The organism is Sediminibacterium sp. FW305-C-49, assembly GCF_058231085.1.
In genome coordinates this window covers 1,294,538-1,313,123 of the sequence record NZ_JBIQXS010000001.1, presented here as the reverse complement: position 1 = coordinate 1,313,123, position 18,586 = coordinate 1,294,538, and the positions used below count along the sequence as shown (strand labels likewise).

Sequence of the window (18,586 nt, the reverse complement as noted above, 5' to 3'; positions counted from 1 at the left end):
GGGTGTAATAGCATCCATTCCCTTTTTGCATCAGCTAGAAGCTAGTAGCTAAACGCTAGAAGCCTTCCTTATAAAGTTCTCTTCACTTCCTCTTCCTCAAATGCTTCCACGATATCGCCTACTTTGAGGTCGTTGAAGTTTTTGATGGTCAGACCACATTCCATATTCGATGCAACATCTTTTACATCGTCTTTGAAACGTTTCAGGCTGCCCAGTTCTGCTGCCTGTCCTTCCCCTTTCGGATACTCAACGATACCATCGCGGATAATACGTATTTTACTGTTACGGCTGATTTTACCTTCCAGTACAAAACATCCTGCAACAGTGGCTTTATCGAATTTGTACACTTCGCGTACTTCCACGTTGGCCGTAATTTTCTCTTGTATTTTCGGCTCCAGCATCCCTTCCATCGCGCTCTTGATTTCATCGATGGCGGTATAGATGATAGAGTACAGTTTGATTTCCACGCCCTCTGTTTCAGACAACCTGTTGGCCTGCATGGATGGTCGTACGTTAAAGCCGATGATGATGGCATCTGATGCAGTTGCCAGCAATACATCGCTTTCAGATATCTGACCTACACCCTTGTGCACCACTCTTACCGCAATCTCTTCAGTAGATAATTTCTGTAATGAATCGCTCAGGGCTTCTACCGAACCATCCACATCACCTTTGATGATGATATTGAGTTCTTTAAAGTTACCCAGTGCCAGTCGGCGACCAATTTCATCGAGTGTAATATGTTTTCTCGCACGCAGACCCTGCTCACGCAATATCTGTGCACGTTTGGTAGCTGTTTCTTTTGCTTCGGCTTCGTCTTCAAACACTTTGAATTTCTCACCGGCCTGTGGCGCACCATTCAGACCCAGTATCACGACTGGTGTAGATGGCGGTGCTTCTTCGATCCTTTGATTACGTTCATTGAACATGGCTTTTACACGTCCGTAGTGCTGACCGGATACGATCAGGTCGCCCTGGCGTAAGGTTCCGTTCTGTACAAGGATGGTGGCCACATAACCACGGCCTTTATCAAGCGATGCTTCGATAATAGTACCTGCCGCTTCCCTTTCAGGGTTGGCTTTCAGGTCGAGCAATTCGGCTTCCAGCAATACTTTCTCCAGCAGCAGGTCTACATTCAGACCCTGTTTTGCCGAGAGTTCCTGGTTCTGGAACTTTCCGCCCCATGCTTCTACCAGGATATTCATCTGCGATAACTGCTCGTATATTTTCTGCGGATTGGCTCCGTCTTTATCGATCTTGTTTACAGCAAAGATCATCGGTACATTGGCCGCCTGTGAGTGGCTGATGGCCTCTCTTGTTTGTGGCATCACTGCATCGTCTGCAGCTACTACAATGATGGAGATATCCGTCACTTTCGCACCACGTGCACGCATGGCCGTAAAGGCTTCGTGACCCGGTGTATCGAGGAAGGTGATGGCTTTTCCATTAGGCAGTGTTACTTCATATGCACCAATGTGCTGTGTAATACCTCCTGCTTCACCCGCTACCACATTGGCATTACGGATATAATCGAGCAAGGATGTTTTACCATGGTCTACGTGACCCATGATGGTTACAATCGGTGGTCTTGGAACCAGGTCTTCTTCACTGTCTTCATCCTGTTCATCATCAAACTCATCTGTTTCATCTACACCGATAAACTCCACTTCAAATCCGTACTCACTGGCTACCAGTTCAATCACTTCAGCATCGAGACGCTGGTTGATGGATACCATGATACCAAGGTTCATACATTTACCGATTACATCGGCAAAGCTTACATCCATGAGGTTGGCCAATTCACTCACGGTAACAAATTCTGTTACCTGCAGTTTATTGTCGTCGCTCATTTCATTACCCATGGCTTCAGCCGCTTCATCACGCTTGGCCCTTCTGTATTTGGCTTTCAGGCTTTTTCCGCGACCACCTGTTCCGGCCAGTTTGGCCTGTGTTTCACGGATTTTTTCCTGGATTGCTTTCTGGTCTATTTCTTTTTCTTCAGCAGCTCCGCCACCTCTTCTGTTTCTATCACGGTTACCACCGCCGCCGGTTCTGTTTCCTCCTCCCTGGTTACGGTTGAACCCACCGCCGCCGCCACCTTGCTGGCTATTCCTGTTATTGGCAGGAACGATCGGACGATTGGGACCAGTTAACGGACGGCCATCCGGACCCACTTGCGGGGGTGGTGGTGCTCCGCCTTCTTTTCTGTCAACAGGAATACGTTTGCGCTTGCGCTTTTCGTCTCTTGCCGCAGGTTTAGGTCGGGTATCGCTATTTACGGGTAATTCAATTTTACCAAGGATCTTAGGTCCTTCCAGTTTTTCTGCCCTGATATTTTCAATAACAGGTGGTGCTTCTGCTTCTTCCGGAGTAGCGGGCATAACTGGTGCTGCTGGTTCAGGAGCCACTACAGGGGCAGGTTCTGCTTTCTTTGCTTTTGGAGCAGGAGCAGGTGCTGGTTCTGCAGGTGTTTCTTCTTTTTTCTTTGACGCTTTTTTAGGACGCGTAGATGAATCAATAGCAGACAGGTCGATCTTGTTGATGACTTTTGGTGCTTCAATTTCCGGTGCTTCTGCTTTCACCACTTCTGGTACTTCGGCTTTTGCTTCTACTACCGGCGCCACTTCTACAGGTTTGGCCTCTACTACGGGCTCTGCTTTTGCCTCAGGCTTGGGCTCTTCTTTGGGGGCAGCTTTTTTCTCTTCTTTCTTTACAAAGGAAATTTCTTCCTCGTCTTTTTTCTTTTTCGCCTCTGCCTGTGCTGCTTTGGGTATTTCTACCTGGTCGGCCTTATTCTTTGCTACCTTATCGCCCTGGAACTCTGCCTGGAGGGCATAGTACTGGTCTTCCGTAAGCTTGGCGGTAGGCTTCAGGTCATCTTTCGTAAATCCTTTCTTCACCAAAAAGTCAATCAGGGTATCCTGACCAATATTAAACTCTTTGGCGGCTGCTAACAGTCTTGGTAATTTCAGTTCTGACATTCAAAGTTTTTTTGTCCATGGTCCATAGTCGATGGCCCATGGACTATGGACGATTGTCCATGGACTAATTTATACGGCTACAATCTGACCGGGCAATGTTCTAGTTACCCGACAAATATAGCTTGTTAATAGCTGCTTATTCCTCTCTGTCGAATTCTTCCTGTAAGATTCTTCTTACTTCTTCGATGGTTTCTTTCTCCAGATCGGTTCTTCTTTCCAGTTCTTCAGCGGTCAGGTTCAGGATGCTGCGGGCGGTATCGCAACCGATGCGTTTGAATTCATCAATTACCCATGGCTCAATCTCGTCACTGAATTCATCCAGATCGATATCAAATTCATCCACCACTTCTTCATCTTCCCTGAACACATCAATTTCATAACCGGTGAGTTCACATGCCAGTTTGATGTTTACCCCACGACGTCCGATGGCCAGTGAAACCTGGTCGGCTTTGAGGTATACTTCCGCATGTTTTTTATCATTATCCAGTTCCATATAGCTGATTTTTGCAGGCGTTAATGAACGCTGGATCAGCAACTGGATATTGGTCGTGAAATTGATGACATCAATATTTTCATTTTTCAGTTCGCGAACGATACCATGAATGCGGCTTCCTTTCATACCCACACAGGCACCTACCGGATCAATACGGTCATCGTAAGATTCAACCGCCACTTTAGCACGTTCTCCCGGATCGCGTACAATTTTCTTGATGGCAATAAGACCATCAAAAATTTCTGGTACTTCAATCTCCAGTAATTTGGCCAGGAAGGTTCCACTGGTTCTTGAAAGAATGATGACCGGTGTATTGTTTTTCAGGTCTACACGCTCCACTACTGCACGGATATTTTCTCCTTTTTTGAAATAATCCTGTGGTATCTGTTCAGATTTGGGGAGGATGAGTTCATTGCCCTCCTCATCTAATAACAACACTTCTTTTTTCCATACCTGGTATACCTCTGCGCTGATGATTTCACCAATACGGTCACCATATTTTTTAATCAGTACATTCTTTTTCAGGTCGCTGATACGGCTTGCCAGTGTTTGTTTGGCAGCCAGGATGGCACGACGGCCAAAGTCAATCATATCAACCTCTTCATAGAGTTCTTCCCCTACTTCAAAGTCGGGTTCAATCTTAACTGCATCTGTATAACCTACTTCTGCCAGTGGATCAATTACTTCACCATCTTCTACGATCATCCTGCGGCGAATGATTTCCAGGTCACCTTTCTCTGCGTTTACGATTACGTCGAAATTTTCGTCGCTGCCATATTTTTTACGGAGCAGGGTTTTGAATACGTCTTCCACCACTTTCATCATCGTGGGACGATCGATATTTTCTGCGTCTTTAAACTCCTGGAACGCTTCAATGAGGTTGATACTAGCCATGTCTTAAGTTTTAGAGATCCGGAAGACAAGCTTCAAGCCACAAGCTTTCAGCTACAAGTCTTACAGAATTAGAATTTGATTTGAACTGTTGTTGATTTAATATGATTGAATGGTATAACCAATTGTTGTGTTACTGCTTTTTTGCCTTTGCCTTCTGTATGTTCTATGATAATATCGGCTTCCGCTACTTCGAGCAGTTTTCCTTCTTTTTTTGTGCCATCCAGAAACAGTACTTCAATAAAACGGCCGATATTCTTTTTATACTGCCGGTGTAATTTCAATGGCTCATCCAGACCTGGTGATGAAACTTCCAGTGAAAATTCACCTTCAGGATACATGCCTGTTTCTTCAATGAGCTTGTACAGTTTACGGTTGAAGGATACACATTTCTCAATAGACAACCCTTCATCTCCATCTAAAAACACTTTGATGTTATTGGTGGGTTTGATGCGTATAGATACCAGAAAATAGGCGGTTTCTTCTGCCAGCATTTCTGTAATCAGCCCTTCGATCCTTGTAATTTGTGTTTCTGTTGACATATCTAAATAGAAGAAGGGAACGCTTCCGTTCCCTTCTGTTGTTCTTTTCCGAATGCAAATGTAAGGTAAAAAGGGCTTATACTCCAAATTTACCCCCAATCCCTGCCCCGGACTGAAGTCCGGGGCAGGGATTGGGGTAGAAATATATCTGATATAAAAATTAGGTGGTCATTATAGCCTTTCATGTCCGCACAAGACAAATCAAAAATCCTAGCGCCAGACTTCAATCCTGCGGGGCAGGGAAAGGAGAATGTTTTATTTTTGTGTGATGAAGATTATTCTATGGGGTTTACTGATCTATTTTCTGTACAACCTTATTTTCAAGATCGTTGTTCCCGCCAGTAAAGTAGCTTCTCAGATGAAAGATAAAGTGCGTGAAATGCAGCAGCAGCAAGAAGAAGCAAAAAAGCAATTTGAACAACAGCAACAATACCAACAACAGGCCCAAAAAGCCACAGAAATCAAGAAGGACGCGGATTATATTGATTTTGAGGAGATAAAGTAGTGGGGATGAATGGTGAATGGTCAATCGTGAATACAGCATACGGTTATTCACGATTGACCATTCACCATTCATCCCCACCGCTATAACCCCAGTTGCAACAAACTCATCCCCGGCTGCAACCAGCGGGTTTGCAGACCAGCTTCCTGTGCTCCTTTTATATTTTTCTGGGTATCATCGATAAAGAGCGTTTCTGACGGGCGTAATTTTTCCAGTTCCATGATTTTGCTGTAAGATGCCGGATAGGGTTTTCTCAGACCCAGTTCATGCGAATAATAGGCGGTACGGAAATACTCATTGAATGTTTTTCCTTTGAATTTCTCTTCAAACATCTTCATAAAACATTGATAATGAATCAAATTAGTGTTTGAGTAGAGATAAACCGGGTATTTTTTGCCCATTTCTTCCAGCCATTCCAGTCTTTCTGCCGGGAAATCGAGCAACAGAGCGTTCCAGGCTGTTTCAATGGCTGCATCGGTTAGTGCCGTTCCTGTTTCTTCCCTGAAACGGTGATAAAAAAGTTCAGGGGTGATTTTTCCCGTTTCCAGGTCTTCAAAAAGTGTATTCGAGAATTGCTGGTTAAATCGCTGCTCAAAATCGGTGATGCCCAAATCAATAAATGCTTTTTCTGTCAACTGGTAATTGATATCAAGAAAAACACCACCGAGATCGAAGAGAATATTTTTGATGCTGCTCATGTTACAAAGCTACCACAGGTTTTTTAAGTGTCAGTTTTCTTCAAGTCAATTAACCAAGTTCATACATATTTTAACCAAGAAGCTTGTTTCAGAAAACCCAAAAGTCTTAAACAGTAAATTCATTGCTACTGTTCACTTTCAAAAAAGCCAACCATGTTAAGCAAGCAATTACTGAAAACATTTTATCTCTTATTATTACCCGCCTGTGTATGGGCCCAGGGTGGAAACAACGCAGCTCCTCCTGAACCTTTTGCACGCATCAAAAAACCGGGTGAGAAAGAATTGTATATACCCGGTAAAGTATTTCGTATTCCGGATGGCAACAATTACAACAGCGATACCAGTGAGTTCAGTTATTCGAGAATGGTGGAATCAAAAAATATTGTGGTTTTCTGGTCGAAAGAATTTGGTCAGGACCCGATGACCAATCCTGTTGAAACAAAACGTTTCAATGTGCAGGATGCCGTAAAAGAGCTGGAACGTTTTTATGATTTCTATGTCAATAAATTAAAGCTGGTGGTAAAAGGGAAATCATTTACCGATCAGTATAAAATGATTCTCTATGTCATTGGTGGCAGCGGTGCCACCGCATTTGGTGGTGGTACTGAAAATAAAATCGGTTTATTATGGACACCGGCAGCGCGTATGAGCAAAGCACCTTATGGCGCACTGGCACATGAGCTCGGACATTCTTTTCAATACATGATTCGTGCAGATAATGGACGCGGGCCCGGTGGACCTATTTCTGAAATGTCGGCTCAGTACATGTTATGGCAGGTATATCCTGAGTGGATGACTTTCGAAAATTATCACCTCAAAGATTTCATGAAGAAAACGCATTTTGCTTTTTTGCATCCTACCAACATGTATCATTCACCTTATGTTTTTGAATACTGGTCGAACAACCGTGGCATTGAATTTTTTGGTGAATTTTCACGCGCCACTTTAAATGGTGAAGATCCTGTAACAACGTATAAACGTATTACCAATCTTTCACAGGAACAGTTTAATGATGAAATGTTTGATGCATCACGCCGCTTCATTACCTGGGATATGAAACGTATTGAGCAGGTGGCCAAGCCTTATGCCAATCAGCATTTCACAGTAATGAGAACAGCAGCAGATGGCTGGTTCAGGATCGATAGTAGTGTTTGTCCGCAGAATTACGGATACAATGGCATTCAATTAAAAGTTCCGCAAGCAGGCACCACTGTTACGCTCGATTTTAAAGGATTGGCAGGTAGTACAGGATACAGTGCTGTTAAGACAGATAAGGCAGGATGGCGTTACGGGTTTGTTGCTTATCAGAAAAACGGCAAACGTGTATATGGTGAAGTTGGAAAAGAAGCGAATGGCACATTGAAGTTTACAATACCCAAAGACACAGAGTTTCTTTGGTTAACAGTAATGGGTGCTCCAACAGAACATTGGCCCATACCCGGCAGACCAAGAAACCCTGCGCCAAATACAGCTCCCGTTCCGGAAGAACAATGGCCTTATCAGATTAAGTTAACAGGAACCAGTTTGATTGATTCTATTATTAAATAACAGCACCTGTTGCTATTAGTTTTACAACTGCCGCTTCTGTATCATTGAATGGTCCTGAAGCGGCAATTTTTATGGTAGCCATGGCTGCGCCGAAAGTACCTGCATCGTGTATATCTGCTCCTTTGATACGTTGATAGAGATAACCTGCCATATAAGTATCGCCACAGCCTGTGGCATCTTTGATGACAGTTGGTTGATAGGCAGGAATGATATGGAACTCTTTCCCATCGTAAACCAATGATCCTTTACTACCCGATGTAATGACTACTTCTTTTACACCCCAGTCGAATAATTGTCTGGCTGCCGTTTCCATGTTTGTATAACCGGTTAATGTTCTTGCTTCGGTTTCGCTGGCTTTCAAAACAGCAATATGGGGTAAGGCTTTTTGTTTGTCTTCCCAGTCAATCGCTACGACTTTTTGATTGATGACTGTCCTGAGGTAGCCCTGTACATCGAGCGATACTTTAGCTCTTGTGGACAGATCGATGATCAGTTCAACAGGTATATCATGCGCTAGTAGTGGACCCAAGTGAAAATAAGTTGACTGAACAGTTAACAGATTTGCTACTGAAAAAGGATCTGCTTCTTTCAATACATTTTGTTCCCGGTCATCACTGTCATCAGAATAAATATTTTCAAAATAAACGGTATATCTGCTGGGCAATATGGTTGTATCAATGGCTGATGCTTTCAGTTCATCTGTAAATACAGCATCTTCCGGAGCCAGTGCCGTTACGAGGTGATAATGTAATGGCAGGTTTTTAACTGCATGTGAAAAATAAAAAGAAGTACCACCCGCCATATGCACGGTATGACCGGGGGTTACAATTTTATCGTGGGTAATATGGCCTATGCAACAGAGATCGTACATAAACATAAAACTATTTCAGGGAACAGGATACCAGGTGGAAGATTACCGATTATTAACGCGCCATCTCAAACACATATGCCCTTATGCGTAATAGTATAGCATGTATTTTTTTAACCATCGCCTCATCTGTTGCCGTAAACTTGATGTTGGCAACCCGATCATTCTCCGCTGTATTAAAAGTAATCCATTTGTTGGTTGTTATACTTCCAATCGCTTCCGGTATAAACTCAATGCCTGCATCATTGTCTTTGACCGCTCCTCTTTTCAACTTAAAAAGATTAAACCTGAAACCCGATTGGTCTGAATCCAGTAATGAAGCATTCCCGTTGAGCGAAACAGATAATTTCAATTGCATGTTTCGATCCGGGCCGGTCTTCAGTAACTGATTTACACTATCTACCATTTGTTGTAAGTATTTTTCTGGCGGGTCTTGAGCATTTACAGACTGCGGTATGGCCGTTATAAAAAACAATATGGCCAAACAACCAATAATAACACCTGTGCTTTTCATAAACTGTGCAGATTTGTTATGAATGTACATATATTAGTTTGTTCGCGAGGTAAACCACCCTCAGGAAAACCCAAAGTGTATGTTAAAACAGTACAGACAGGAACTGCTTTTTGTTTGCACTCGTATCACTCATCAATGAGCCGGTGGTTACTAAAAAGTTACTCAAATTTTATCCAATCTATTTCAAGTGCAGAACCCTCTTTTAATACCAACACTAAATCCTGTATACCTGTTGTCTTTTTTTGAACATCGGCTCCAATAACCATCCAGGCATTGTCTTTTAACACAGTAGCTGTTCCAATCAAAGTGCCATTTATTCCGCCAGTCCTTATTTCTACTTTGCTATTCTCTCCTGCTTTTGTTTTTAAAATAATTTTCTTTCCTGTCTGTTTACCAAAATCAACAGCATTGTATTGCACCCAGGCGCCAGGATTTTTAAAAGTTGTTTTCCATCCCAGGAATGTATTTGTAGTATCCAAAAAACTGATCTCTGTATTTGCTGCATTGAGTTTACTATATCTGTCTATTTGTATTTCACTCTTAGCATTCGTTAATCCCGCCCCTCTTAAAGTAGGTATCACTTTTTGAATGGTACCATCTTCATTAAAAGACAAACTATCGAGCCTGATTGATCTTGCTTTATCAAATTTGGGTGAGTAATCGTTGTGATGATAAAAAAGATACCACTGCTTTTTATATTGGATAATGGAATGATGGTTTGTCCAACAACCACTGGGAGATTCATCCATGATAACGCCCGTCATCTTAAAAGGCCCCATCGGATTATCGCCAATCGCATATTCCAGTCGCTCTGTTTTATTTTCTACATGTGGGAAAGTCAGGTAGTAAAGTCCATTTCTTTCAAAAACAAAAGGACCCTCTTTCAAACCCTTTGTTGGTAAATTAGGAATGGTAACCACTTCAGATGCCAGTTCAACCATGTTCTCTTTGAGCTTTGCTACATAAATATTTCCCTGCGACCAGTAGAGATATGCCTGTCCATCCTTATCAATAAATACATTTGGATCAATACCTCTCACACCTTTAATCGGTGTTGGCTCAGGCACAAAAGGACCTGTTGGTTTATCTGATACAGCCACTCCTATTCCAAAACTTCTACCATATACAGCAGTGTCTTTGGGCAATGTGGGGAAGTAGAAATAATATTTTCCATTGCGTTTCACACAATCAGGCGCCCACATACTATACCCCGTTGGATTGGCCCATGGCACGGTAGTCTGACTTACAATCATACCATGATCGGTCCAGTCGGTAAGATTCGTGGAAGAGAATACATGATAGTCTTCCATACAAAACCAACCAACCCTTCCTTTGCCGGGCTGAGCAAAAATATCATGTGATGGATATACATAAACCCTATCGCCAAAAACCCGTGCAGTTGGGTCAGCAGAGAACTGGTTTCTAACGATAGGGTTTTGTGACCTGGCTGACTGACAGATACAGGCTACAAATAAAATCACTGCAAAAGATTTTATGCAGTAAATAGTAGTTTTATAAGAAAATTTTTTCATGGTATGGAATTATTTTTTTTCTGAAATGCTGTCAGTAATGCGGAAGAAATCAAAATCAGCAGCACCTCCTGTTGTTTTGGTAGCATAGTTGAATAGCGTGAATCGATAGCCGATAAACTGCGGGATGGTATAGGCCATTTTAAGTTGCGTACCGATCGCATTCCATGTTTTACCATCCAAACTATAATAGAAGTGTGCAGTGTCTTTTCTATTGGTGAAATCACATTCGGCTTTAAGATAAACCGTCGATTGCGTTAAGGGCAGTTTTGCCACTTCTTCCGGTTTTCCGGAACTGGCATTGATCATGACTAATTCTTTTTCTGTACCGGTGATTCTTACGCCTAATTGACCAAAGTTTTTTTGCAACAAACCCAGCCCTGCAAAATCACCATCTTTCATATTGCTTACATCCAGTAACGTTGTGCCTGTACAAACCGGCCCGATGGTTCTTTGTGTAAGTGAATTTCTTGCCAATAAAAAACTGGTATCAATTCTACCCGTTTTCAAACGCAGGTATCCTTTTCTTTCTGTGACTGACCATAAACTATTGTCTGGATTATGGTTCCATTGCCACGCTAACGGTAAAGCCGGTTCTCCTTTCTTACGTGTGAATTCATCGGAAGAAATAATACCTGGAATAAATCCTTTACTTGCAGGAAGATCAAGGGTTTGAGGTACTTTTCCGTCAACACCTAATACAGGCCATCCATCTTTCCATTCAACGGGTACTAAATAGGGAATACGTCCAACTGCACCATAATCGCGGAATAAATAAGAAAACCATCTTCCATCAGGCATATCAATCAATCCACCCTGTGCCACGCCTAAATCCTGCAAAGCCAGTTTTCCTTCCCATGGACCAGTTAATTTATCTGCTCTATGAATGACCACAGTACGCATTCCTCCGCGTGGCCAGGTAATATTGAAAAGATAATATTTACCATTTACTTTAAAGAGTTGAGAACCTTCTCCCAAGCCACTATTCCCTTTTGATTGACTCGGTGCTGTTACATCTTCAATGACTACCTGATTAATCCCTCCTTCTTTTATCCCGGTAAGATCATCTTTCAATTCAACGAGTATTAGTTTACGGTTGCTGTAAAGCATATATACCTTACCGTCATCATCAAAGAACAGTGAATGATCGTGCAGACTGGGTTTAAATGACCATGATTTCCAGGGCCCCTTTTCAATATTTTTGGTGGAATAGATATGCGTTTTACCTGTGGTCTGCGCAAAAGTGGTGACATAAAAAACACCTTTGTGATAACGTATGCTGCTGGCCCATGAGCCCCGGCCATAAGTGCTTTTACCATTGCTGAGGTTTAATTCATCCATACTGGCCAATGTATCATAAGCATATCCTATCGTTTTCCAGTTTACCAGATCGGTTGATTTCATGATGGGTACCCCGGGACTCATATGCATGGTAGTACTACTCATGTAATATGCATTCCCTACACGAATCATGGCAGCATCGGGCACATCAGCGTGAATGATGGGGTTGGTTGCTTTATTGGATTGTGCGGATAATTGGTTTATACAGCACAATACCATTAGTATCAGAAGTAGTAATGTGTTACGTGTTTTAGAGAATTGTATTTGCATGATCTACGCTTTATTTTGTAACAGGTTTAACGCCCTCTTTCGTCTGAATAATTTTTTGAATGGTACCGTCTTCATTGTAATACATATAGTCTACACAAACAGATCGTCTATAACTTCCTCCCGTTGGCAGGGTTCCATTGTGATAGAAGAAATAAGATTTGCCTTTGTAATCGATTATACCCGGGTGCGTAGTAAAACTATTGGGCACATTTTCCTGAATAATACCCTGATAATTCCAGGGGCCTGTCGGACTTGTTGCCGTTGCATATTCAATCATTTCAGGTTTGGTTCCCCTGCCTGCATATACCAGGTAATACAATCCTTTGCGTTTATATAACCATGGACCCTCAATAAAATTTTTCACCTCCACCACTGAAATAGGACCTTCCGTTTCAATCATGTTTTCTTTCAGTTTTACCCATTTACAACTACCATTACCCCAATACAGGTATGCCTGTTTATCGTCATCAATAAATACCGTTGGGTCTATATCATCCCAGGCATGTGGCTTGTCTTTGGTCATTTCATTAGTGATTAATGCTTTACCAATGGCATCTTTGAAAGGACCTGTTGGTCTATCAGAAACCGCAACCCCAATAGCAGCCCCTCCATTACTATTACTGTCTTTTTTATGAAAAGTAGACACGAACCAGTAGAACTTGCCATTTCTTTCAATACACTGAGCTGCATATGCATCGCCTGTAGCCCATGAAAATGTGGCTGGTGAAAGTAAAGAACCATGGTCTTTCCAATTCACCATATCGGTTGTTGAAAACACATGCCAATCCGGCATTTTATAATTCGTAGCTGTAACCGACGCTGTATCATGACCTGTATAAAGAAAGAGTGTGTCTTTGAAAACAATCGGCGATGGATCAGCCGTAAAAATGTGTTTAATGATGGGGTTTTGTGAAAACGATACAACCCCGATCAGTAAGGTGATAAAAGTTAAGCTACTCTTTTTCATGCGGTAATGTTTTAATGACCAATCTGGTTTTGATTTTATATTACCTGGCTACAAACTTGTATATGCCATCTTTTTGAGTGGCAACATCGTATAGCCATGTCTGTTTTAATTCAAATTTTTGAATATGTGTTGTAGGTGAAACAATAGGGTTTGTTATTGCGTCTACATGGAAAAAAGGGTTTTTATTTTCCCCTTTTGCTTTTTGTAGTTCCCTCTTATTTTTCATCTTTATTTCATTGGGTATTCTTAACCGAAGGTTTCCACCTACTGTTGACCGAATGGTAAGGTTGATTAATTTCCCATCCTTCCATTCCATCGACATAATTTCAAAGCCACCGATTGTTCTTAATCCACCGACACTTCCTTCTTTCTGCCATACATCGGGCAATGCCGGAAGCAGATGAACAGCACCATCAGCACTTTGCATGAGCATTTCTGTAATGCCTGAGGTACAACCAAAATTGCCATCGATCTGAAATGGTGGATGCGCATCAAATAAATTATTATAGGTACCGCCTCCACCTTCATTGGTACCTACTGGTGTTAACTGTGCCTGAATGAGTTTATATGCATGATTGCCGTCGAGCATTCTGGCCCACCAGTTTACTTTCCATCCCATACTCCAACCGGTGGATACATCTCCTCTTTGTATCAATGTATTCTTTGCTGCACTATATAATGCAGGCGTGCGGTAGGGTGATATCTGGTTCGATGGAAACAAACCATATAAGTGTGAGATATGCCTGTGTTTATCATTTGGATCGTCCAGGTCATCTAACCATTCCTGTAACTGACCATGTTTTCCTATTTGCATAGGAGGCAACTGTTTCCTTAATGCAGTAAGGGTATCTGCAAAATTTTGGTCTCTTTGTAAAATGCTTGCAGCCCGAATGGTGGTATTGAAAATATCAAATACGATCTGGTTGGTCATGGTAGTACCGGCATCAATGGAAGCTCCCTGGTGTCCGGCAGGAGAATTTTCGGGCGACATGTCCGGATTAATCACCAACCATTGCTTTTTCGGATGCTTTACCAAAAAATCTACATAAAATGTTGCTGCCGATTTTAAAACAGGGTAAGCAGTTGCAAGAAACTTCTTGTCGCCACTATAGAGATAATGCTCCCATAAATGCTGGCTCATCCAGCCACCTGCTGCATTCCATACGCCCCACAATGCACCATCAACCGCACCATTGGTGCGCCATATATCAGTGTTATGGTGTGCCACCCAGCCTCTTGCACCATACATTACCCTGGCTGTTTGTTTACCTGTTTCAGACAATTCTTCTACCATCTTTAAAAAAGGTTCATGCAGCTCAGACAGATTGGTTTTCTCTGCGGGCCAATAGTTCATTTCTGCATTGATATTGATGGTGTATTTACTGTCCCAAGGTGGTTTGATTTTATTATTCCAGATACCCTGCAGATTAGCGGGTTGTCCACCAGGTTGCGATGAACTGATCAGCAGGTAGCGCCCGTACTGATAATATAGAGTTACCAGTTGCGGATCATTTACCCGATTGAAATTCTTTAATCGCTCGTCTGTAGGAAGCTTTGCTGCTTCAGTATTGCCAAGGTTTAGTTTTACCCTGTTAAAGTATTGCCGATAAAATTTTATATGTGAAGCAAGCATGGTATTATATGGTTTCGCATATGCTTTTGCCATATAGTCTGCTGCCCGCTTATGTTCATTACCGCTTATATCCTTATAGTCATTAAACCCGGTTGCTACAGAAATATAAATGGTAGCAGCATCGGCTTTGTTTATGTGAAGGGATGTGTCGTTTCGGGTAATGATTCCTCCCTCTGTTTTAATACGCACAATGCCCTTAAACTTCAATAAACCCTTGACCATTTCATGATCCATTGTAGTACCTGTAATTACCAGCTCCTGGTTACCGGTTGTAGATATATTTGTTTGGGGTTGTGGCGTTTTGAAAAAAGCAGTAAACGAAATGTTTGCTTTTTTACTGGCTGTTAAACGCATAACAATTACGCGATCTGTAAACGAAGCCATTGCTTCCCGCTGGTAACTGGTTCCGTTTACTTTATAGGTTGTTCTTGTAACAGCCTTTTCAATATCCAGTTCACGGTAATAATCTGTGTATTGTTCGTGGCCTCCGAAAACAAGCTGCAGATCGCCAATTGGCTGAAACATCTGCCCATGCGATTTTTTAGTGATGATTGTTTTATTAGCCAGCCGTTCAGCTTCTTTATAGTTGTCATCGAAAATCAATTGTCGCAGCAATCCCAAAGAATCAAGTGCCATCGGGTTATCATTTCTGTTGGGGCTGCCACTCCATAATGTATGTTCATTTACCTGAATGGTTTCACGCGTTACATTTCCATATATCATGCCCCCCAGTCTTCCATTGCCAATAGGCAATGCATTTTCCCAGGTTTCACCAGATGGCCGGGTGTACCAAAGTTTTAAGCCAGGGTGCTGCGCAGACGCATTAAGATTGATAATCGCAGACAAAATGATACACATATAACGAAAGCCTCTCCTGGCCACATTATTATTGAAAGATTCTATCCGGAAACACCTCTTAAGTGTCTGCATGACGTTTATTGTGTAAGTCAAAAAAATATGCTACCTAAATAGCAGTTGTGCAAAATTGTACAGATTGTTTCGCCACACAGGCCATGTATGACCACCGGGATATTCACTATAGGTATACTTAATACCCATTTCATCAAATTTGCCCAACATAATTTTACAATTATTGTAAGCAATATCTTCTTTCCCTCCCATGGCTATCCAGAATGATTTTAGATTCTTATTGATGGTTGCTGCATTTTCTTTCATGAAATCGTATTGGGGATTAGATAAAGCTGGTTGATTGCTCCACCATCCTGAACTAAATACACCCAGATGCGAAAACATGGCTGAGTTTCTAACGCCTGCATACAAGGTTTGTAATCCTCCCATTGATAAGCCGGCGAGCGCCCTGCTATCACTTGTGTTGAGTGTACGGTATTTTTTTTCTACGAATGGAATCACAGACTGCCTGAGCTCGTTTTCAAAATTTTTCAAAGCCTGTTCACCAAAACCACCAATACCTCCGCTGCTCAAATTACCATCCATCATTACAACCAGCATGGGTTTTGCTTTTTTGGCTGCGATGAGATTGTCTATAATCAAATCTGTTTTACCCTGGTTAGCCCATCCTGTCTGATCCTCACCGCCTCCATGCAAAATGTATAAAACAGGATATTGATCCTGCAGGCTTGAATCATATCCGGGAGGAGTATATACATACATCTGTCTCCATGAATTTGTCACCCTTGAAAAATACCTGTTGATGCGTATATCGCCATGAGGTACATTTTTTAAAGAATAATAATCGCCTCCGGTGAAAGGTATTTCAATACCGCTGGCCATGCGGCTCATTCCATAAAATGTCTGGCTTCCCGGATCAGCTACAGCTAAGCCATCAATGATCAAAGAGTAATAGTGAAAACCTTCTCCAATAGAATCAGTTGTTGCCTTCCAGTTGCCTTCTTCGTCTTTTACCATATCGTATTTCTTTCCCAGGTCAACCTGTACTTTTTTGGCATCGGGTGCTTTCACACTGAATATCACCCGGTTGTCGGGTAATATCTGTGGATAGGCCGCATTTCTTACATTGCTGGCTGCCGGTGCACCTGCTACCGGATATTTAGAAAATGTACTGGTATCCACAGGTTTAAATAATAATTGAGAAAACATATAGAGGCCGTTTTTCCATACTTTAAAATCATGTACACCCGGCTCAATAAAATAGATATGTGGTAGTGCATTTTTCTTTGCATATTCATGCAGGCGAGTACTAAACCTGATTAATCCATCGCTGGCACCACAAGACATATACAGTAGTTTGATTTTTTGTTTTGCGGCAGCCATATCTGGTAGCAACTCTTCCGGTGCTTTGGTGTTAGGGGCTGAAGAAAATCCACCGATCCATGCAAACTTGTCGAGGTTTCCCAAACCAAAATTCAGTGATTGTCCACCACCCATAGACAACCCTGCAATCGCACGGTGCTCTCTGTCTGTTAGTGCTGAATAGTTGGTTTCGATAAAAGGGATCAAATCGTTCAGCAGGTCTTTTTCAAAAGTGGCAAATGCCTGCACCTTATCTGGTGCCATAATATTTCCGGTTGCTCTGTCATCCTTCATAGCCCTTCCGTTAGGAAGCACTACTATCATGGGTTCAATCTTACCTTCTGCATAAAGGTTATCCAGTATAATATGTGGTTTGCCACCTGTAAACCATTCTTTCTCATCTCCGCCGATACCATGTAATAAATACAGCACAGGATACTTTTTATTCTTTGTATAGCCCGGAGGGGTGTACACCAGTAGTTTTCTGTCTGTACCTACAGTTTTAGAGGGATAGGTTATAGAGTCAATTTTCCCATGGGCAATATTTTCTTTTGCCAGGTCAAAACCTGCCGTTGCAGGTTTAATGATGCCTTGTGACAGCCCATTCAAGCTAATCACTAATAAAGCAATAAAAAAAATCGGTTTCATGATGGTTGCTTTTGTTTGGGTATATGTTATTTTTTGATCCAGTTATTATTTCTCATCCATTGAAACAATGGTTCTACCCATTCTTTCTGTCTGAAAATAAATCCATGCCCTCCTTTCTGGTAAAGATGCATTTCAACTGGTACTCCTTTTTGCAGTATAGCTTCGTAATACCGTATACTATTCTGTACAACTACCAGTTTATCATCTGATGCATGAGTTATATAAGCAGGTGGCGTTTCCTTTGTTACCTGTAATTCATTAGAGAATGTATTTTTTAATTCTGCTGAACTATTTGTTCCCAACAAATTTTTACGCGAATCAGAATGTGTTAATCCATCCTGCATGCTTATTACCGGATAAACAAGTACCTGAAAATCTGGACGCAAGCTGGTATTGGATGTATTACCAGGTAGTGGTCTATCGAAATGGGTGGCAACAGTAGATGCCAGATGTCCTCCAGCTGAAAAGCCAATGATGCCAATTTTAGCTGGATCTATACCCCATTTAACTGCATTGTCTCTTACTGTTTTTATTGCCTGTTGTGCATCCTGAAGTGGCCCGCTTGATTTATCGACCATTAATGAATCATCGGGTAAACGATACTTCAATACAAACGCAGCGACACCTTTCTGCTGTAATGCTTTTGCCATTGAAATACCTTCTCCATCATACACAAGCACACTATAACTTCCACCGGGACAAATAATCACTGCTGTGCCAGTGGCTTCTTCTTTTACAGGTAAATACATTTCAAGTGCAGGCTTTGTTACATTGCGATACATACCTGCATTTTTGGTTTCTGTTTTATGAACAGATGTAGCACCAGGTATTAATCCGGGATATATTTCAATGACTTCCTGCGCATTTACAGAAAAAAATGAGGTGTACAATAAACCAATTATAAGGATCAATTTTTTCATGTATCAACA

The 18,586-nt window shown here is 41.9% G+C and carries 14 protein-coding genes; 2 read left to right on the top strand and 12 right to left on the bottom strand.

Annotation, left to right across the window (positions count from 1 at the left end; translation table 11 throughout):
- Nucleotides 1-68 precede the first annotated feature (68 nt).
- The 3 genes from infB to ACH3Z1_RS05395 all read right to left on the bottom strand — a co-directional run bounded on the left by infB (nucleotide 69) and on the right by ACH3Z1_RS05395 (nucleotide 4,907).
- Complete coding sequence (gene infB / locus ACH3Z1_RS05405; protein WP_490820843.1) at nucleotides 69-2,981, bottom strand: translation initiation factor IF-2; 2,913 nt, start codon at nucleotides 2,979-2,981, stop codon at nucleotides 69-71.
- A gap of 136 nt (nucleotides 2,982-3,117) precedes the next feature.
- Nucleotides 3,118-4,368: a transcription termination factor NusA gene (nusA, locus tag ACH3Z1_RS05400; RefSeq protein WP_490820842.1), complete on the bottom strand. Its 1,251-nt coding sequence runs from the start codon at nucleotides 4,366-4,368 to the stop codon at nucleotides 3,118-3,120.
- Between the two features lie 68 nt (nucleotides 4,369-4,436).
- The gene (locus ACH3Z1_RS05395; protein WP_490820841.1) at nucleotides 4,437-4,907 is read right to left on the bottom strand and encodes an LSm family protein; all 471 of its coding nucleotides are present in this window, start codon (nucleotides 4,905-4,907) and stop codon (nucleotides 4,437-4,439) included.
- A gap of 268 nt (nucleotides 4,908-5,175) precedes the next feature.
- Here ACH3Z1_RS05395 and ACH3Z1_RS05390 point away from each other — a divergent pair, with 268 nt between their 5' ends.
- Nucleotides 5,176-5,412: a hypothetical protein gene (locus ACH3Z1_RS05390; protein WP_490820840.1), complete on the top strand. Its 237-nt coding sequence runs from the start codon at nucleotides 5,176-5,178 to the stop codon at nucleotides 5,410-5,412.
- A gap of 80 nt (nucleotides 5,413-5,492) precedes the next feature.
- Here ACH3Z1_RS05390 and ACH3Z1_RS05385 read toward each other — a convergent pair whose 3' ends face one another.
- Nucleotides 5,493-6,107, bottom strand: coding sequence for an HAD family hydrolase (locus ACH3Z1_RS05385; protein WP_490820839.1), 615 nt, complete (start codon nucleotides 6,105-6,107; stop codon nucleotides 5,493-5,495).
- Between the two features lie 153 nt (nucleotides 6,108-6,260).
- Between ACH3Z1_RS05385 and ACH3Z1_RS05380 the strand changes: the two genes are divergently transcribed.
- Nucleotides 6,261-7,655, top strand: a complete 1,395-nt coding sequence (locus ACH3Z1_RS05380) for a DUF6055 domain-containing protein (RefSeq protein ID WP_490820838.1) — start codon at nucleotides 6,261-6,263, stop codon at nucleotides 7,653-7,655.
- On the opposite strand, the gene ACH3Z1_RS05375 is transcribed toward ACH3Z1_RS05380, so the two are convergent.
- From ACH3Z1_RS05375 to ACH3Z1_RS05340, 8 genes are all read right to left on the bottom strand, one after another.
- A complete protein-coding gene (locus ACH3Z1_RS05375; RefSeq protein WP_490820837.1) occupies nucleotides 7,648-8,532 on the bottom strand; it encodes a PfkB family carbohydrate kinase in 885 nt (294 codons plus the stop codon). The genes ACH3Z1_RS05380 and ACH3Z1_RS05375 overlap by 8 nt on opposite strands.
- Nucleotides 8,533-8,578: 46 nt before the next feature.
- Complete coding sequence (locus ACH3Z1_RS05370) at nucleotides 8,579-9,037, bottom strand: hypothetical protein (RefSeq protein WP_490820836.1); 459 nt, start codon at nucleotides 9,035-9,037, stop codon at nucleotides 8,579-8,581.
- 158 nt (nucleotides 9,038-9,195) lie between these two features.
- Entirely contained in the window at nucleotides 9,196-10,569 is a 1,374-nt protein-coding gene (locus tag ACH3Z1_RS05365; RefSeq protein ID WP_490820835.1) for a family 43 glycosylhydrolase, read from the bottom strand.
- A gap of 9 nt (nucleotides 10,570-10,578) precedes the next feature.
- A complete protein-coding gene (locus ACH3Z1_RS05360; protein WP_490820833.1) occupies nucleotides 10,579-12,177 on the bottom strand; it encodes a glycoside hydrolase family 43 protein in 1,599 nt (532 codons plus the stop codon).
- A gap of 10 nt (nucleotides 12,178-12,187) precedes the next feature.
- A complete protein-coding gene (locus ACH3Z1_RS05355) occupies nucleotides 12,188-13,144 on the bottom strand; it encodes a glycoside hydrolase family 43 protein (protein WP_490820831.1) in 957 nt (318 codons plus the stop codon).
- Nucleotides 13,145-13,184: 40 nt separating this feature from the next.
- Nucleotides 13,185-15,707 (bottom strand): glycoside hydrolase family 95 protein, encoded by a 2,523-nt coding sequence (locus ACH3Z1_RS05350; protein ID WP_490820830.1) that lies wholly within the window; start codon nucleotides 15,705-15,707, stop codon nucleotides 13,185-13,187.
- Nucleotides 15,708-15,737: 30 nt separating this feature from the next.
- Complete coding sequence (locus ACH3Z1_RS05345) at nucleotides 15,738-17,657, bottom strand: alpha/beta hydrolase-fold protein (RefSeq protein WP_490820829.1); 1,920 nt, start codon at nucleotides 17,655-17,657, stop codon at nucleotides 15,738-15,740.
- Between the two features lie 26 nt (nucleotides 17,658-17,683).
- The gene (locus ACH3Z1_RS05340; protein ID WP_490820828.1) at nucleotides 17,684-18,577 is read right to left on the bottom strand and encodes an alpha/beta hydrolase; all 894 of its coding nucleotides are present in this window, start codon (nucleotides 18,575-18,577) and stop codon (nucleotides 17,684-17,686) included.
- Nucleotides 18,578-18,586: the final 9 nt, after the last annotated feature.